Source organism: Achromobacter sp., from assembly GCF_032113835.1.
GTDB lineage: Bacteria > Pseudomonadota > Gammaproteobacteria > Burkholderiales > Burkholderiaceae_B > Achromobacter.
This window is the reverse complement of record NZ_DAMCTG010000116.1, coordinates 1-14,525: the sequence shown is the minus strand read 5'-3', so window position 1 is coordinate 14,525 and position 14,525 is coordinate 1. Positions and strand designations below refer to the sequence as shown.

Annotated in this window: 12 protein-coding genes; 8 read left to right on the top strand and 4 right to left on the bottom strand. The window is 67.4% G+C overall.

Translation table 11 applies throughout. The features are described from left to right. From RT697_RS24980 to proC, 4 genes are all read left to right on the top strand, one after another. Positions 1-500, top strand: a 500-nt coding sequence (locus tag RT697_RS24980) for a LysR substrate-binding domain-containing protein (protein ID WP_313702359.1), incomplete at its 5' end; no start/stop codon positions are given. Positions 501-663: 163 nt separating this feature from the next. After that, a complete protein-coding gene (locus RT697_RS24975; RefSeq protein ID WP_312431423.1) occupies positions 664-1,776 on the top strand; it encodes an AI-2E family transporter in 1,113 nt (370 codons plus the stop codon). A gap of 128 nt (positions 1,777-1,904) precedes the next feature. Further along, positions 1,905-2,675: a phytanoyl-CoA dioxygenase family protein gene (locus tag RT697_RS24970; RefSeq protein WP_313702358.1), complete on the top strand. Its 771-nt coding sequence runs from the start codon at positions 1,905-1,907 to the stop codon at positions 2,673-2,675. Between the two features lie 100 nt (positions 2,676-2,775). After that, on the top strand, positions 2,776-3,582 hold the full coding sequence (gene proC, locus RT697_RS24965) for a pyrroline-5-carboxylate reductase (protein ID WP_313702357.1): 807 nt from the start codon (positions 2,776-2,778) through the stop codon (positions 3,580-3,582). A 24-nt stretch (positions 3,583-3,606) separates the two neighbouring features. On the opposite strand, the gene RT697_RS24960 is transcribed toward proC, so the two are convergent. After that, positions 3,607-5,058, bottom strand: coding sequence for an MFS transporter (locus RT697_RS24960; RefSeq protein WP_313702356.1), 1,452 nt, complete (start codon positions 5,056-5,058; stop codon positions 3,607-3,609). Between the two features lie 97 nt (positions 5,059-5,155). Between RT697_RS24960 and RT697_RS24955 the strand changes: the two genes are divergently transcribed. From RT697_RS24955 to RT697_RS24945, 3 genes are all read left to right on the top strand, one after another. Beyond that, positions 5,156-6,034, top strand: coding sequence for a helix-turn-helix transcriptional regulator (locus tag RT697_RS24955; RefSeq protein WP_313702355.1), 879 nt, complete (start codon positions 5,156-5,158; stop codon positions 6,032-6,034). 93 nt (positions 6,035-6,127) lie between these two features. Beyond that, on the top strand, positions 6,128-6,874 hold the full coding sequence (locus RT697_RS24950; RefSeq protein ID WP_313702354.1) for a PadR family transcriptional regulator: 747 nt from the start codon (positions 6,128-6,130) through the stop codon (positions 6,872-6,874). Positions 6,875-6,900: 26 nt separating this feature from the next. Then, the gene (locus RT697_RS24945; RefSeq protein WP_313702353.1) at positions 6,901-7,716 is read left to right on the top strand and encodes a siderophore-interacting protein; all 816 of its coding nucleotides are present in this window, start codon (positions 6,901-6,903) and stop codon (positions 7,714-7,716) included. Between the two features lie 106 nt (positions 7,717-7,822). Here the strand turns inward: RT697_RS24945 and RT697_RS24940 are convergent, their stop codons facing one another. Then, positions 7,823-8,710 (bottom strand): LysR family transcriptional regulator, encoded by an 888-nt coding sequence (locus RT697_RS24940; RefSeq protein ID WP_313702352.1) that lies wholly within the window; start codon positions 8,708-8,710, stop codon positions 7,823-7,825. Positions 8,711-8,817: 107 nt separating this feature from the next. Between RT697_RS24940 and RT697_RS24935 the strand changes: the two genes are divergently transcribed. Beyond that, complete coding sequence (locus tag RT697_RS24935) at positions 8,818-9,678, top strand: oxaloacetate decarboxylase (protein WP_313702351.1); 861 nt, start codon at positions 8,818-8,820, stop codon at positions 9,676-9,678. Here the strand turns inward: RT697_RS24935 and RT697_RS24930 are convergent. After that, complete coding sequence (locus tag RT697_RS24930; RefSeq protein ID WP_313702350.1) at positions 9,672-12,587, bottom strand: WG repeat-containing protein; 2,916 nt, start codon at positions 12,585-12,587, stop codon at positions 9,672-9,674. The genes RT697_RS24935 and RT697_RS24930 overlap by 7 nt on opposite strands. A gap of 2 nt (positions 12,588-12,589) precedes the next feature. Beyond that, on the bottom strand, positions 12,590-14,525 hold a 1,936-nt coding region (locus RT697_RS24925; RefSeq protein WP_313702349.1), incomplete at its 5' end, for a WG repeat-containing protein.

The window sequence follows — 14,525 nt, the reverse complement described above, 5'->3', positions numbered from 1 at the left end:
TGCATTATTTCTCCAGCCGCACCGGCCGCAATTGCGCCTGGGACTTCAAGGTGGACGGCAAGCACCAGGAAGTCGACATGAAGGGCACGGTGGCCGTAAACGAAGCGGGCGCCTACCTGGATTGCGGGCTGAAGGGCTTTGGCCTGATTCAGACCGCGCGCTACATGGCGCTGCCGTACCTGCAATCGGGCGAGCTGATCGAGATCCTGCCTCAGTGGAAGCCCAGCTCCACGGCGATTTCGGTGCTGTATCCGCAGAGCCGGCAGTTGTCGCCCAAGGTGCGGGCCTTTACCGATTGGGTGGCCGAACTGTTCGCCGGGTGTCCGCTGCTCAGCGGCCGCGATGAGACCGATCCTGCCGCCGCGTCCTGCGCGGTGTATCAGCGCAACCAGGGACAGACCGCCCCGGCGCAGCCGCCGGTGCCGGCGATCCCCGCGCTGGCCGACATGGCCCCGCGCCGCCGCACCGCGCGCGAGGAAGCCGCCGAGTACGTGCTGTAAATACGCGCAGGCTGCACGACCGCATGGCGGACCCTCGGGTCCGCCATCTGCGTTAAGCACGGGAAACCCCGTAGTAAATACAGCCCTTACGTCCCTCGTATTGCATGAAACGTCTGTATAGTCCGACAGTCAAAGCCTACAACGCCCTTACAGTCGATCCGCTATGCAGCCCGTTCTACCCGCTTACCTGATCGCCCGTTGGCTGTTGCTGCTTGTGCTGTTGGCGGGGGTTTACTTTCTTAGCGGATTCCTGGTTCCGGCCCTGGCGGCGCTGATCATCGGCCTGGCCAGCTGGCCCTTGTACCAACGCCTCGTCGTCCGTTGCGGCGGCCGCACGACGGTTGCCGCATCGCTGGCGCTGCTCGTCGTCGTCGTGGTGCTGATCGTCCCGTTGTCGCTGGCCCTGTCCTACGCCATCAAGGAAGCCAGCGCTTTCGTCGCCTGGGCCATCGCGGCCAACCGTCACGGCGTGGACGTGCCCGCGTGGATTTCCTCACTGCCGGTGGTGGGCGATCGTCTGGGCCAGTACTGGCAATCCTATATCGGCCAGCCCCACGCGCTGGGCGCGCTGGTCGAAGCCGTCAGCGGCGAACACCTGGGCAACATCTACCGCATGGCGCTGGCCGCCACGGGCAACGTGTTCCAGCTGCTGCTGACCGTTCTCTTCATGTTGATCACGTTGTTCTTCGTCTACAAGGACGGCATCCGCATGGTTGCGCAGCTGGACGTGCTGGGCGAGCGCATCCTGCCCGCGCGCTGGCAGCGCTTTTCGCGGGTCGTTCCCGCCACCATCAATTCCACCGTCACGGGCATGGGCCTGATCGCGCTGGGCGAAGGCGTGGTGCTGGGCATCGCCTACTGGGTGGCGGGCGTGCCGTCGCCCGTGCTGCTGGGCGTGGTCACGGGCTTCATGGCGCTGATCCCCGGCGGCGCGCCGCTGTCGTTCACGCTGGTGTCCCTGTATCTGGTGGGCTCGGGCCATGTGGTCGCGGGCATCGCGCTGATGGTCTGGGGCAGCGTCGAACTTTTCATCGTCGACAAGACCCTGCGCCCGCGTTTGGTGGGTGGCCCGGTCAAGCTGCCGTTCCTGCCGACCTTCTTCGGTCTGGTGGGCGGCGTAAAGACCATGGGCATCGTGGGATTGTTCGTGGGGCCGGTGCTGATGGCGCTGCTGGTGGCCGTCTGGCGCGAATGGGTCCACCACGAAGTCCAGGAGCGCGACGCCGCCCGGCTGACGCCGCCGCCCGTCCGTCCCGAGAAGACGCCCGCAGGCTAAGGACACGGAAGCGGGCCAACGGTCTTGCCATTTGGTAATCTAGCCATCCCGCGTGACCGGCGCCTTGCCCGGTGCGCGCCTGCCCGCCCGCAGACGCGCCGCCTACGCCGCGGGCTGTGAGGATCGAGATGTCCGGGTTGTTGCCTGATGATCAGATTGCCGTCCTGCGCGAGCAGGGCTTCGTGGTGGCGCGTCAGTTCGCCAGCCCGGAGCAGGTTGCCGCGCTGCGCGCGCTGGCCGAACGCCATTTACGCGATCACGTCGCGCCCATCGAATACGAAGCCGACCTGCGCTATCCCGGCGCGCCGCAATCGCGCAGCGCCGAGGGCGGACTGACCGTGCGCCGCCTGCTCAATGCCTACGCGCGCGAGCCCCTGTTTGCCCAATGGGCCACCGATCCGCGCATCGGGCAGTGGCTCAATCGCTATTTCAACGAGACGCCCGTGCTGTCCACGGTGCACCACAACTGCGTGATGACCAAGCATCCGGCGTACGGCAGCCTGACGGGCTGGCATCAGGACATTCGCTACTGGTCGTTCTCGGACACGGATCTGGTGTCCTGTTGGCTGGCCCTGGGGCCGGAAACGCGTGCCAATGGCGGCCTGTCGTTCATTCCGGGCTCGCACGCGGCGGCGTTTACGCCGGACCAGTTCGACGAAAAGAAATTCTTCCGCGAGGACGTTCCGCAGAACGCCGACTGGATCGCGCGCGCCGTCTGTCCGGAACTGCAGGCCGGCGACGTGGTGTTTTTTCACTGCCGCACATTGCACGCCGCGCAGGGCAACAGCAGCGACCGCGTGAAGCTGTCGGTGGTTCATACCTATCACCCCGAGTCCTGTCATCCGCTGCCTGGCACGCGGTCGTCGTCGCAGGCGGGCGTGCCGCTGGCGGGGGCGTGACGCCCCGGAATGCCCGTAGACTGTCGCATCACTGATCCGCGCGCCGGCAATGCACCCATGCCGGTCCGGTCCGCAATCCCTACTTCGGAACTGAAGCAACATGCGTGAAAAAATCGTCTTCATCGGCGGCGGCAATATGGCCTCCGCCATCATCGACGGACTGATCGGCCAGGGCCGGGCGCTGACCGATTTTCTGGTGATCGAGCCCTACGCGCCGACGCGCGAGGCGCTGGTCGCCCGCGGCCTGCCGTGCCAGGAAAGCGTCAGCGCCGACATCGGCGACGCCGCCTTGTGCGTGCTGGCCACCAAGCCGCAAGTGCTGCGCGAAGCCTGCGGCCAGGTCCGGCAGCATCTGTCGGCCGAGGCTGCCGTGGTCAGCATCGCGGCGGGCGTCGAGTTGGCCGCGTTGTCGGAATGGCTGGGCGGGCACGCGCGCATCGTGCGCGCCATGCCCAACACGCCGGCGAAGGTGGGGCTGGGCATGACCGGCCTGTTCGCCACGCCGGCGTGCGAGCAGGCCCAGCGCGACCAGGTCGACGCGCTGTTCGCGGCCGTCGGTGAACGCATCTGGACCGACACCGAAGCCATGATCGACGCCGTCACCGCGGTGACGGGCAGCGGTCCGGGCTACGTGTTCCACTTCATGGCGGCGCTGGAAAAGGGCGCCGTCGAGCTGGGCTTCGCGCCCGCCGACGCGCGCCGGCTCGCCGTCGCAGCCTTCCGCGGCGCGGCGGAACTGGCCGCCAGCGAAGACGTGCCGCTGACCGAATTGCAGGAGCGTGTCACCTCCAAGGGCGGCACCACCTATGCCGCGCTGTCGCACATGCAGCAGGCCGGCGTGGCTGTGGCCATCACCGAGGCCGTGCACAAGGCGCAGCAGCGCGCCCGCGAGTTGTCTGCGGGATAAAGGCCCCGGCACGGCGACGGGCCGTCAGCGATGACGGCCCAGCCGCCACAGCACGGCGGCGGCCACCACGATCGCCGCGACATTGAACTGCATGGCTGACGCGAACGCCTGCGCATGGCGCTCTGCCGCGCCGGCATCCGCATAAGTCTCCAACGCGCCGCCGTACAGCATGCCGGCCGCCGACACTCCCAGTGCGGCGCCCACCTGCTGCAACGTCGACACCACGCCTGCCGCCATCCCGGCGTGACGGTCTTCGACCAGCCCCATTGCCAGGTTGACCAGCGGCGTGTTGACGGCGCCTTGCGCCGCGCCCAGCCACACCAGCGCAGGCAGCAACGACCAAGGTTCCAGACTGGCGCCGGCGATGCCGGTCTGCATCATCAGCGCGGCCGTCGCCCCGCCGTACAGCAGCGCGGCCAGCGCGATCGCCCGCGTGCCATAACGGGCGACCAGTCTTGGCGCCACCATCGACCCCGCCACGAAACCGACGCTGGCGGGCGCGAAGATCAAGCCTGCCGTCAGCGCATCCCGTCCGAAACCGGTCTGCACCAGCAAGGCGTAGCAGAGAAACATGGCGCTGGCTGTGGAGAACACCAGCATCACGACGAGGCATCCCGCCGCAAAGCGCGGCTGCGTCAGCAAGGCCATGTCTACTAGCGGCACGCCGCCGCGCGTGGCGATCCGGCGCTGCAGCCGCACGAATACCCCCAACGCGATCATCGATGCCGCAGCGCAGATGAGCGTCCAGGCGGGCCATTGGCGCGCGGGGCCCTCGATCAGCGCCAGCAGCAGCAACGCCAGTCCCAGCCCCACGAGCGCGGCGCCGGGCCAGTCCATCGCCGCGCCCGAGGGTTCGGCGGATTCCGGGATGTGCCGGGCGAGCCAGCAGGCCAGCAGCCCCAGCGGCAGATTGATCAGGAAGATGGCGCGCCACGCCAGGCCGAACAGATCCGCATGGACGATCCATCCGCCCAGCACTTGTCCGGCGATCGCTGCCAGGCCCAGCGTCATGCCCAGCAGTCCGAACGCCCGGCGCCGCGCATGTCCCTCGAAGCTGACGCGGATCAGCGCATACACCTGGGGAAACAGCAGAGCCGCCGCCGCGCCCTGCAGGATGCGCGCGGCGATCAGCGTGTCCGGTGTGGGCGCCAGGCCGCACAGCGCCGAGGCCAGCGCAAAGCCCGCCATGCCCAGCATGAACAGCCGGCGCCGGCCGTGGCGGTCGCCCAACCGGCTGCCTGCGATGAGCAGCACGCCGTACGCCAGTTCGTAGGCGGCGATGATGAAGTTGATCTGCGCGAAGCTGGCCGAGAGCGTGGCCTGCATGCTGGGAATGGCCACGTTCACCACGAACAGGTCGAAGATCGTGATGAAGCCGCCGGATAGCAGCACGGCCAAGCCGAGTTTGCCCAGCCGTGGCGAAGCGGCGTCGGCAAGGGCGGTTGACTGCTTGGAGGGAAGGGTGGAGGTCGACATGAAAGGCGCCCGGAAAGTCAGGATCGGCGCTATTCTGGGCGGTGCTTTAGCCTTATACAATTTAGCTGTTTATGCTATTACTCCCTGCAACAGCGTCATGACCGAACCCGCTACTCCCAACCGTCTGGATCGCACCCGCGCCGATCTTTCCGAATTCCTGCGGCTGCGCCGCGAACGGCTCAGCCCCGCAGACCTGGGCCTGCCCCCGGGACGCCGCCGCCGCACGCCCGGACTGCGGCGCGAGGAAGTGGCGGCGTTGGCTGGCGTCGGACTGGCCTGGTACACGTGGTTCGAGCAGGGCCGCAACATCAGCGTGTCGGCCGCCTTTCTGGAAAACCTGGCGCGCGTGCTGCGGCTGGACGACGCCGAGCGCCGCCACCTGTATCTGCTGGCGCACCAGCGCCCACCTGCCGAGACCGGCCGCACATGGTGCACCGTGCCCGCGCAGGTCCGCCGCCTGATGGACGACCTGCCCGCGCGGCCCGCCTACATCCTGAACCTGCGCTGGGACGTGGTCGTGTGGAACGCAGCGGCGGACAAGGTGTTCAATTTTTCCGGGCAGGCGCCGGGCCGGCGCAACCTGCTCTGGATGCTGTTCGTGGATCCCGCGATGCGTGAACGCTTTGTGGACTGGACGGCGCAGGCCCCGCGCATGCTGTCCTCGTTCCGGCGCGATTTCGCCAGCGCCACCGGCGTGTCCGATATCGCTGAATTGGTTGATGAATTGGAACGTGTGTCGCCCGAATTCCAGTCGTGGTGGCGCGAACACGACGTGCATGGCACGTGTATGGGCCTGCGCACGCTGCATGTGGAAGCGCTCGGCGATATCGCGTTCGAGCACGCCACCCTGAGCGTCGACGAAAGCCGCCACCTGCGGCTCGTCGTCTACGCGCCTGCGCCGGATGAGCCCAAGGCCGCGGATTTTGCGCGTTGGGTGCAGGCCGGTCCGGCGGTGGCGATTGGGGCTGGGCGCTAGACGATCATCGGGGGAAGCTGGGGGGCGGTTGACGCCGTCCGTACGGCGGGTATATCGTACGAGCTATCGTAAGACATATCTTAAGAGCTACTTATGCGCCAAGCCTCCTTTCACGGCCATTCTCACCACGGCCGCAATCAGTCCGGCACCCAACACCACAGCCACCATCACGGCGACCACCACGGGCACCACCACGGCCACCATCACCCCGGCCACCTCCATCCGCGCCACGCCAGCAGCAGCGGCGACTGGTTCTCAGGTTCCGCCGACGGGCGCGGTGACGCAGACGGTTTCGGCGGTGATGGCCGGGGCTTCACCCGCAGCCGCAAAGTTTCCAGCGACGACCTGCAGCTGATGCTGCTCGGCTTGCTGGAACAAAACCCCAGCCACGGCTACGAACTCATCAAGGCGCTGGGCGCACTCAGCAATGGTTTCTATACGCCCAGCCCCGGCATGGTCTACCCCGCACTGACCTATCTGGAAGAGCTGGGCTACGCCACCGTCGAACAAGAGGGCGCCAAGAAGCGTTATCACCTGGCGGAACCGGGCAAGGCGCATCTGGACGCCAACCGCGACCGCCTGACGCTGATGTTCAACAAGCTCAAGCATGTCGCGCGCAAGATGGATTACATGCGTCAGGCCTGGAGCGGCCAGCCGCGCACCACCGGCCCCGAGGGCGAGGACGCCCGCACCGGCTGGCTGCCCGAATTCGTCGAGGCGCGCCAGGCGCTCAAGCGCGCACTGCTGGACCGCACCGACGCCTCGCCCACCGAACAACGACGCATCGCGGCCATCCTGGCGCGTGCGACCGACGAGATCACCGGCAAAGCCGGCGCGTGATCCCGTCCCATCCAACTGGAGTTTCCATGAGTCAAAGCGACCTGACCGTGGCGCGTGTGCGCCACACTCTCAAGATGCGCACGCTGACCGTCACGCGCGTCGAGCGCATCGCTGGCCTGCTGGCGCGCATCACTTTCACCGGCGAAGATCTGCAGGACTTCGTGTCCGCGTCCTTCGATGACCACGTGAAGATCTTCTTTCCTGCCGATCCCTCGCAACCGCCCGTGCTGCCAACGGCCGGGCCCGACGGCATCAAGTTTCCCGACGGCGTGCCTCGGCCGGCAGCGCGCGACTACACGCCGCGCCGCTTCGATACGGCGCGCCAGGAGCTGGAAATCGAGTTCGTGCTGCACGGCGACGGCCCCGCGTCGACGTGGGCGGAACAGGCCGCGCCCGGCCAGCAACTGGGCATCGGCGGGCCGCGCGGTTCGTTCGTGGTGCCCACCGCGTTCGACTGGCATGTGCTGATCGGTGACGAAACCGCGTTGCCCGCCATTGCGCGCCGGCTGGAAGAACTGCCCGCTTCGGCGCAGGCGTTGGTGCTGATCGAAGTGCCGGCAGCGTCCAACGAGGTATCGCTGGAAACGGCCGCCCAGGCTTCGGTCCGCTGGCTGCATCGCAATGGCACCGCGCCGGGCTACAGCACGCTGCTGCTCGAAGCCGCGCGCGAACTGGTGCTGCCGGCAGGTGAAGGCTATGTGTGGGTGGCGGCGGAATCGGCCACGGCGAAGGCCGTGCGCGAAATCATGGTGGCGCAGCACGGCATCGACAAGAGCCGCATTCGCGCGGCCAGCTATTGGAAGCGCGGCGCGGTTGCCGTGCACGAATCGCACGACGATTGAGCACGTCACGATAAGGGCGCCGCAATAAGCACGCGACGCCGAGGGCGCCACGCAACGTCGCGACACCGCGGCAGTCATCGATCATGGCGCTATCGCCAACGGCGCGTCAGGACTTGCCGGCGGCCCGCGCCAGCGCCAGCAGATTCGAGGCCCGTCCACCCGGCGCGTCGCGCAAAGCCAGTCCCAGCACCGCGCGCGGCCATTGCAGCGCGAACGGCCGATAAACCACGCCGTCCGGCCGCAGGTGGCGCAGCGACGCCGGCACAATCGCCACGCCCATGCCTGCCGCCACCAGGTTCACGGCTGACGACAACTGCGGCGCCTGCTGCCCGATGCGCGGACTCAGGCCGTGCTGCCGGCACGCCGCCATGATGTCCGCGCTGAGCCCATAGCCTGATTTGCGCGAGTACAGAATGAAGGTCTCGTGCTGCAGGTCGGCGGGTGCCAGCCGCTTGCGTCGCGCCAGCGCATGACCTGCCGGCAGCGCCACCACCAACGGCTCCTCCACCAGTTGCGTGAACGCCAACCCGCCGTCCAGCGCGAACGGCGGACGCACGAACGCGGCATCGATCGTGCCGTCGCGCAACTGCGCCACCAGCGTTTCGCTGTCGCCCTGCGCCAGCGTCATCTCGACCTCCGGGTAGCGCTCGCGATATTGCCGGATCAGCTCGGTCACCACGCCATTGAAGGACGCCGACTCGGTGAATCCCAAGGTCAATTCGCCGACCTCGCCGCGCGCGGCGCGCTGTGCCGTGCGCACCGCGGCGTCCGCGCGTTGCAGGATGTCCTGCGCACACGCCAGGAATGCGCGTCCCGCGTCGTTCAGCGCCACGCCGCGGCCCGTGCGGTCGAACAGCGGCGTGCCGACCTCCTGTTCAAGCTGGCGGATCTGCTGGCTGAGCGGTGGTTGCGCCATGTTCAGCAATTCTGCCGCGCGCGTGAAATGCTGGGCCTCGGCGGTGACGACGAAATAGCGGAGATGGCGCAATTCCATTGTGATATCCAAAAAGTACTAATCAGCAATTTTCAATATATTGGACATTTTAATAGCGCACGCCGATCATGCAGGCATCAGATCCCCGCATTGAAGGAATGCCCATCATGACCGCCACGACATCCCCCGGCGCGCGACTGCGCCAACATCTTTCGGACAGCATCGTGGTGGCGCCCGGCGCGTACGACGGTTTGTCGGCCCGCCTGGTTGCCGCCGCCGGGTTTTCGGCCGTGTACGCCAGCGGCGGCGCCATTGCGCGCGCGGCCGGCTATCCGGACATCGGCCTGCTCAGCTTTACCGAAGTGATGGACCGCGTGGAAAAGATCGTCGAGGCGAGCGGCCTGCCGGTGGTCGCGGATGCGGACACCGGCTTCGGCGGATCGGCCAATGTGGAGCGCACGGTGCGCACGATGGAGCGGGCCGGCGTGGCCGCGTTTCATATCGAAGACCAGTCCTTTCCCAAGCGCTGCGGCCATCTGGACGACAAGAGCCTGGTGGACGCCGGCGAGATGGCGCGCAAGGTCCACATCGCGCGCCAAGCGCTTGCGGACGCGGACACGCTGGTCATCGCGCGAACGGATGCCATCGCGGTCGAGGGCTTTGACGCCGCCATCGCGCGCGCCGAGTTGTACCTGAAGGCCGGCGCGGACATGATCTTCGTCGAGGCGCCCGAAACGCTGGCGCAGATCCGCGCCATCGCCGAGCGGCTGCCGGGTCTGAAGCTCATCAACATGTTCTACGGCGGCAAGACGCCGTTGGTGCCGCTGCCGGATCTGGCCGCGATGGGATATCGCCTGGCGATCATCCCATCGGACCTGCAGCGCGCGGCGATCCACGCGATGCAGGCCACGCTGCAGGCCATCCGTCAGACGGGCGACAGCAGCGCGCTGGCGGACCGCCTGACCAGCTTCAAGGAGCGCGAAGAGATCGTGCAGACCCGCCGCTATCTCGCGCTGGACGCTCAGTAGGCTCGCGACGCCGCCGTGCGGTTGCAGCCGTGCGGCATGCGCAGCGGCCACAGCCGTTGGCCGGCCGCGCCGTACAGCGTGCGGATGCCGCATTCCATCTTCACTTGCGCGACCAGGCCGCCGTTGGTGTCGATGATCCGCGAGTCGTCTTCCGTCGACACGACCGCGCGCTGGTTCGTGAAGCCCGACAAGGCACGGAATTCCGCCGGAATGGTGAACTCGCCTTTATCGTTCACGTAGCCATAGCTGCGGTTGCTGCTGGCCGGCGCCAGGCCCTCGCGCATCGGACCCAGCGCTTCGAATGCCGGGCCGATCAGCGCGCCCTTGGCGTCCACCCAGCGCACGCCGCCGCCGGACAGATGCGTCACGGCGCGTCCTTCCGCAAACGCCGACCCAAACCCTTCGACCGTGAACCGGGTCTTGCCCGACAGGTCCGTGTAGTCCGTCACGGTGCCGCGGTTCGCCGTGTAATGGCGCAGCAGAAGGCCGGAGCGTAGCGGCCAGTTCCATTCGCCCTGGGGCAGGGTGGCAAGCACCTTGCCATTGGCATCCATCAGGTGCGTGCCCGCGGTGTCCGCCGACAGTGCACGCGCCGGCGCACCCTGAAAGGCGGAACCCTTGCGAGCGGCGGGCGAGATCTGCCAGTCGCCCTTCGCGTTCAGGTAACCCTGGCGGTCGGCGCGGCGGATCTCCATCCAGTCGCCCAGCCGAATGTAGTCGGCGTCCTTCATGTCCAGGGCGTCCGAGCCGTCCGGCGAAATGATCCAGCGCCGCTCGCTGTTGCCCGCGCTGACGGAGCCATCGCCGAAGTCACCGACCTGCAAGCCGCGCATGAACGCGGTCAGCGCCTGGCCCTTCGTGTTGAATACCGCAGCGGGGCGCTCGTACTCGTTTTCCTGTTTGCCGGGCCGAGTCACGCGCCACAACGTGTCGTTGACGCGCTCCGCACCGTGATGGCTGGCCGGCAGAATCCATTGCCCCTGCAAGCCGATGACGCCGACGCGATCCGCGCCCAGCGACGCGATTGCCTGGCCGTCCTGGAAGTCGCCGATGCTGCGGAACGAGGGGGCGGCCAGCAGCTTGCCGGCCACGAAATCGTAGAGACCCCACGGCGCGTCATCGGCTGCCGTCTTCACAAAGCGCACCACACCCGGTGCGACAACCTGCGAGTCGAAATTCTCGGGCAGCTCGAACATCTTGCCGGCGCGGTCGATCATCCGCACCACGCCGTCGCCATACACCTGCGCGTAACCGTGCCGGAACATTCCGATGTGCTGCTGCGCGGGCAGATCCAGGCGGTTGCCGCGCGCGTCCAGCAGCACCATGCCGTCCTCGGTCTCGGCCTCGTAGCGCAACTGGTCTGCCGTAAGACTGCCGGTGGCATCGCGCTCGGTGTCGTCCAGCGCCGTCACGGAGATCCAGGAAGGATCGGTCACCGTGCTGCCGTCGGCCAGCAGCAGCCCCACCTGGACGTCTTCGCAATGGCAGTGGCTTTGACCCAGCAGGCCCAGAGGACCGCCGGGCACCCCAGTGCCGATCAGCCGCAGTTGCTGGTTCTGCAGCGTCTGGACCGTCTCCGGCGTGAGCAGCGGCTTGCCGCTCTTGTCCACCACGTTGAGCAGCGCGCCCTGCGCGTCGGACAGCCACAGATTGCCTTCGCGCGTCTCCAAGCGGCGGGCGTCCGCCAGCCAGGCAGGCGCCGTGTCACCGTGCAGCCAGGCGCCGGCAGGCGTCAGCAGACCCGTGGCGCGGCGGGAACCGTCCACGAACAGCACATACCCTTCGAGCTCATCGCCAGCGGACAGCCCCGCGCCCAGCGTTACCGGGGCCGGACGTCCGGGGATCAGCGCCATGAGGTTGTCGTTCGAACGATACACGACGGTGTCGGCGTAGCGCTCCGACGTTTGGGCCTCTTCGCGCGTCAGCGTGGCGACGGCATCGCCATTGCGATCCAGCACCGTAAAGCCGCCGCGCCCGGGCAGCTCTGCACTGTAGAACGCCTTGCCCACGGTCAGTACGCTTTCGTACTTCTGGTCCGCGCCGATGATCTTGCCTTGCGCCGTCACCAGCACCGAGCCGTCGGGGCCGTAGCCGGTGGCCAGGTTGCCGTTGTCGTGCGTGGAGATGTCGTCGAACGTGGGATCCAGGATCCAGTTCCAGTCCTTGTCCACCACGCCATATTTGGCCTGCCCGTTGGTGGCGATGTACAGGCCTTTGTCGCCCAGCGGCCGCGTGATCACGACGCCGCTACCGCCGTAGCGGCGTTCGCCGGCGGACGAGCGGTACTCCTCCTTGTACTGGACGGTCGCCCGTGCGGGCACGCCGTCGTCCAGGCGCACGGCGCGCACCACCTCTTCGAACGGCTGGCCCGCCGGATCGCCCTGGCGGTCGATCAGCATCGGCTTTCCATCCAGCGTGACCACCGCCAGCCCGACCTCGACAAAATCCTGCACGCTGTCAAAGCGCGGGGGCACCGCCATCCGGCCGTTCCGATCGATGAATCCCCACTTGCCTTGCCATTGCACCGCGGCGAGGCCGTGGCGGAAGTCGCCCACGGCTTCAAAAATGGGCTTGATCGCGACGCGGCCGTTTTGATCGAGGAAGCCCCACGCGTGGCGGCGCAACGAACTGTCGCGCGGCACGCGGTCGATATGTTCCAGCGCGGACGGCAGCAGCGCCGCGGCGCGGCCGTCGTTCAGATCCCGGATGCAGCCGTTGCGAAAGGGATTGCTCGAGTTGATGTCGTCGGCGGCCGGATAGGCCGGATAGTCCGAGTAGTTGGCTTCCGAGAGGCAATACAGGTGGCCTGGCGAGTAGCCGATCTGCATCTGCGCGGCGGCGGGCAGGGACGCGCCCAGCGCGGCCAGGGCGCAGGCAATGCGGGTATTTCGTAGCACGCGTGACGTCATGATCATTCTGCGTTGGCGTTGGCGTTGGTGGTCACGGGCGGCTTGATGCCGGTGGCCTCGGGGCATGTGAGCGGTTGCGGCGGCCAGCTTTGCTGGTCCTGCGCATCAACGACCACGACGGTGTCGCACAGTACGCCGAACAGCGCGGCGGTATTGCCCTGCGTGTCGATGTACTCGACGAGCCGGTTGCGGCGCACCAGCGCGCGGCCTTCGTGGAAGTCGTCGGCCCACGTGAATGCCGGTGCAATTGCATAGCGGCCGGTCAGATCGACGTAGCCGTACAGCTTGCCCGTGCGTTCCAGGCGGCGGGCCCGCGCCAGGCCGTCCTTCAAGGGGCCAAGCTGATTGAAGTGCGCGCCCACGACGCGCTTGCCGTTTGCGTCGATGAAGCCGTACTTGTTGTCGCCGTCGCTATAGGGCACCACGCCCTCGCTGGCCTTGTGATAGTCGACGGCGTAGCGGCCGCGCAGGCGTGTGATCTCGCGGCCCTGCAGGTCCACGAGAATGCTCGACGAGTCGTCATCGTCGTTGAAGACGACACGCTGCATCGACGCAAGCGGCATGCCATCGCCCCATTTTTCCAGCACGGTCTTGCCGGTCTGGTCGATCACGCGATAGCCCGCGCCGATGTTGGCGCGCGCCAGGCCTTCCGGCTGGGTAAAGAACGGATTGAACTCGCCGTACCGCGCGGGCACTTTCATGTTGCCGCGCGCGTCGATGGCGCCTTCGCGTTCGTCGAAACTGACATAGAGCCAATCGCCATACTGCTGCTTGCTTTCCGGGCGGCCTTCCGAGAGGCGGATGGCGGCGCCTTGCGCATCGAACAGCACGACGCTCGCGTCGGCCAGTTCGCCCACGTAACGCCCATCCGCAAGCTTTTCCGGCTTGCCGACTATGGGATCGCTGGCCTTGCCGGTTCTCAGGTTGATGATCCGGAAGCCGCGTTCGGTGTAGCCGCCGCGCTTGCGCTTGGCCTCGGGCGCCTCGGCCAGCATCAGGCCGTTGCCCAGGTATTCCAGGTCGTAGGCGCCGTTATACGTGGCTGGCAGCACCCACTCGCCTTCGCGATTGACCACGCCCCAGCGGTTCTTGTCCCGGACCTTCGCCCAGTCGCCTTCAAATTCCTGGACTTCGTCGTAGGTCGTCTTGAGCGCGGGCGCACCCTTGCGGATGTTCCAGAGTCCCGCGCGGAACTGGCGGTTTTCGTTTCTTGCGCGGTAGTGCAGCAACTCGCCGTCGATGCGCGATGCCTCTTCCAACACTTGGGCGGGGACGGACACCACCTGGCCGCTGGAATCGATGAGGAGCGCGTCCCCGCGCTGCATGTCCTTGGTGCGGGCCCAGGTGTAGGGGCCTTTGAACGGACGCAGCTCGGCGTATCCCGGTTCGATGGCCCACGTGCCGTCTGCCCCGACCGCGCCGGCTTGATAATCCTTCGTGCGCGCCACGATCGGCATCGTGACATCGTAGGTGTCGATGCTTGCCCAGTTCGGGTTCGTGACGATCTCGCCAGAGGCCGTGAGGATGCCCAACGGTTGGCTGAAGTCGCGGGGACGCAGGAGCGCCAGCGGCGCCGCCGGATCGCGGACGGACGTGCGCGCGTAGTGGAACTCGCTGATGTCGTACGCGCGCAGTTTGGCGAGCGTGGCGTCGTTCAGCAGGCCCAGGCCGTCCCGGCCATAGACCTGGTGCAGGGAACTGTCGTCGCCGGCGGCGGCCGTGGCGCTGTCGCTGGCGGCATCCGCGGCGGCGTAGGCGGTTGCCTCCGGTGGGATTGCCTCCGGTGCGATTGCCGCCGCAGCCTGCGCCGCGTCCGCCTGGCTCTGGTCCGCCGGCTTTGCCGCGTCCGCCATGGTTGCGTCTTGCGCGATGTCGGCCGCAGCATCGGCAGCGACCGGCGGATCCTGCATTGCGGCCGCGGTTTCGGCCTGCGAGGCG

What these genes read in the sequence shown, in the direction of transcription:
- proC (WP_313702357.1), top strand. Translation starts at nt 2,776, where the DNA reads ATGCGTGAAAAAATCGTCTTCATCGGCGGCGGCAATATGGCCTCCGCC.
- RT697_RS24960 (WP_313702356.1), bottom strand. Translation starts at nt 5,058, where the DNA reads ATGTCGACCTCCACCCTTCCCTCCAAGCAGTCAACCGCCCTTGCCGAC.
- RT697_RS24970 (WP_313702358.1), top strand. Translation starts at nt 1,905, where the DNA reads ATGTCCGGGTTGTTGCCTGATGATCAGATTGCCGTCCTGCGCGAGCAG.
- RT697_RS24935 (WP_313702351.1), top strand. Translation starts at nt 8,818, where the DNA reads ATGACCGCCACGACATCCCCCGGCGCGCGACTGCGCCAACATCTTTCG.
- RT697_RS24930 (WP_313702350.1), bottom strand. Translation starts at nt 12,587, where the DNA reads ATGACGTCACGCGTGCTACGAAATACCCGCATTGCCTGCGCCCTGGCC.
- RT697_RS24940 (WP_313702352.1), bottom strand. Translation starts at nt 8,710, where the DNA reads ATGGAATTGCGCCATCTCCGCTATTTCGTCGTCACCGCCGAGGCCCAG.
- RT697_RS24950 (WP_313702354.1), top strand. Translation starts at nt 6,128, where the DNA reads ATGCGCCAAGCCTCCTTTCACGGCCATTCTCACCACGGCCGCAATCAG.
- RT697_RS24975 (WP_312431423.1), top strand. Translation starts at nt 664, where the DNA reads ATGCAGCCCGTTCTACCCGCTTACCTGATCGCCCGTTGGCTGTTGCTG.
- RT697_RS24945 (WP_313702353.1), top strand. Translation starts at nt 6,901, where the DNA reads ATGAGTCAAAGCGACCTGACCGTGGCGCGTGTGCGCCACACTCTCAAG.
- RT697_RS24955 (WP_313702355.1), top strand. Translation starts at nt 5,156, where the DNA reads ATGACCGAACCCGCTACTCCCAACCGTCTGGATCGCACCCGCGCCGAT.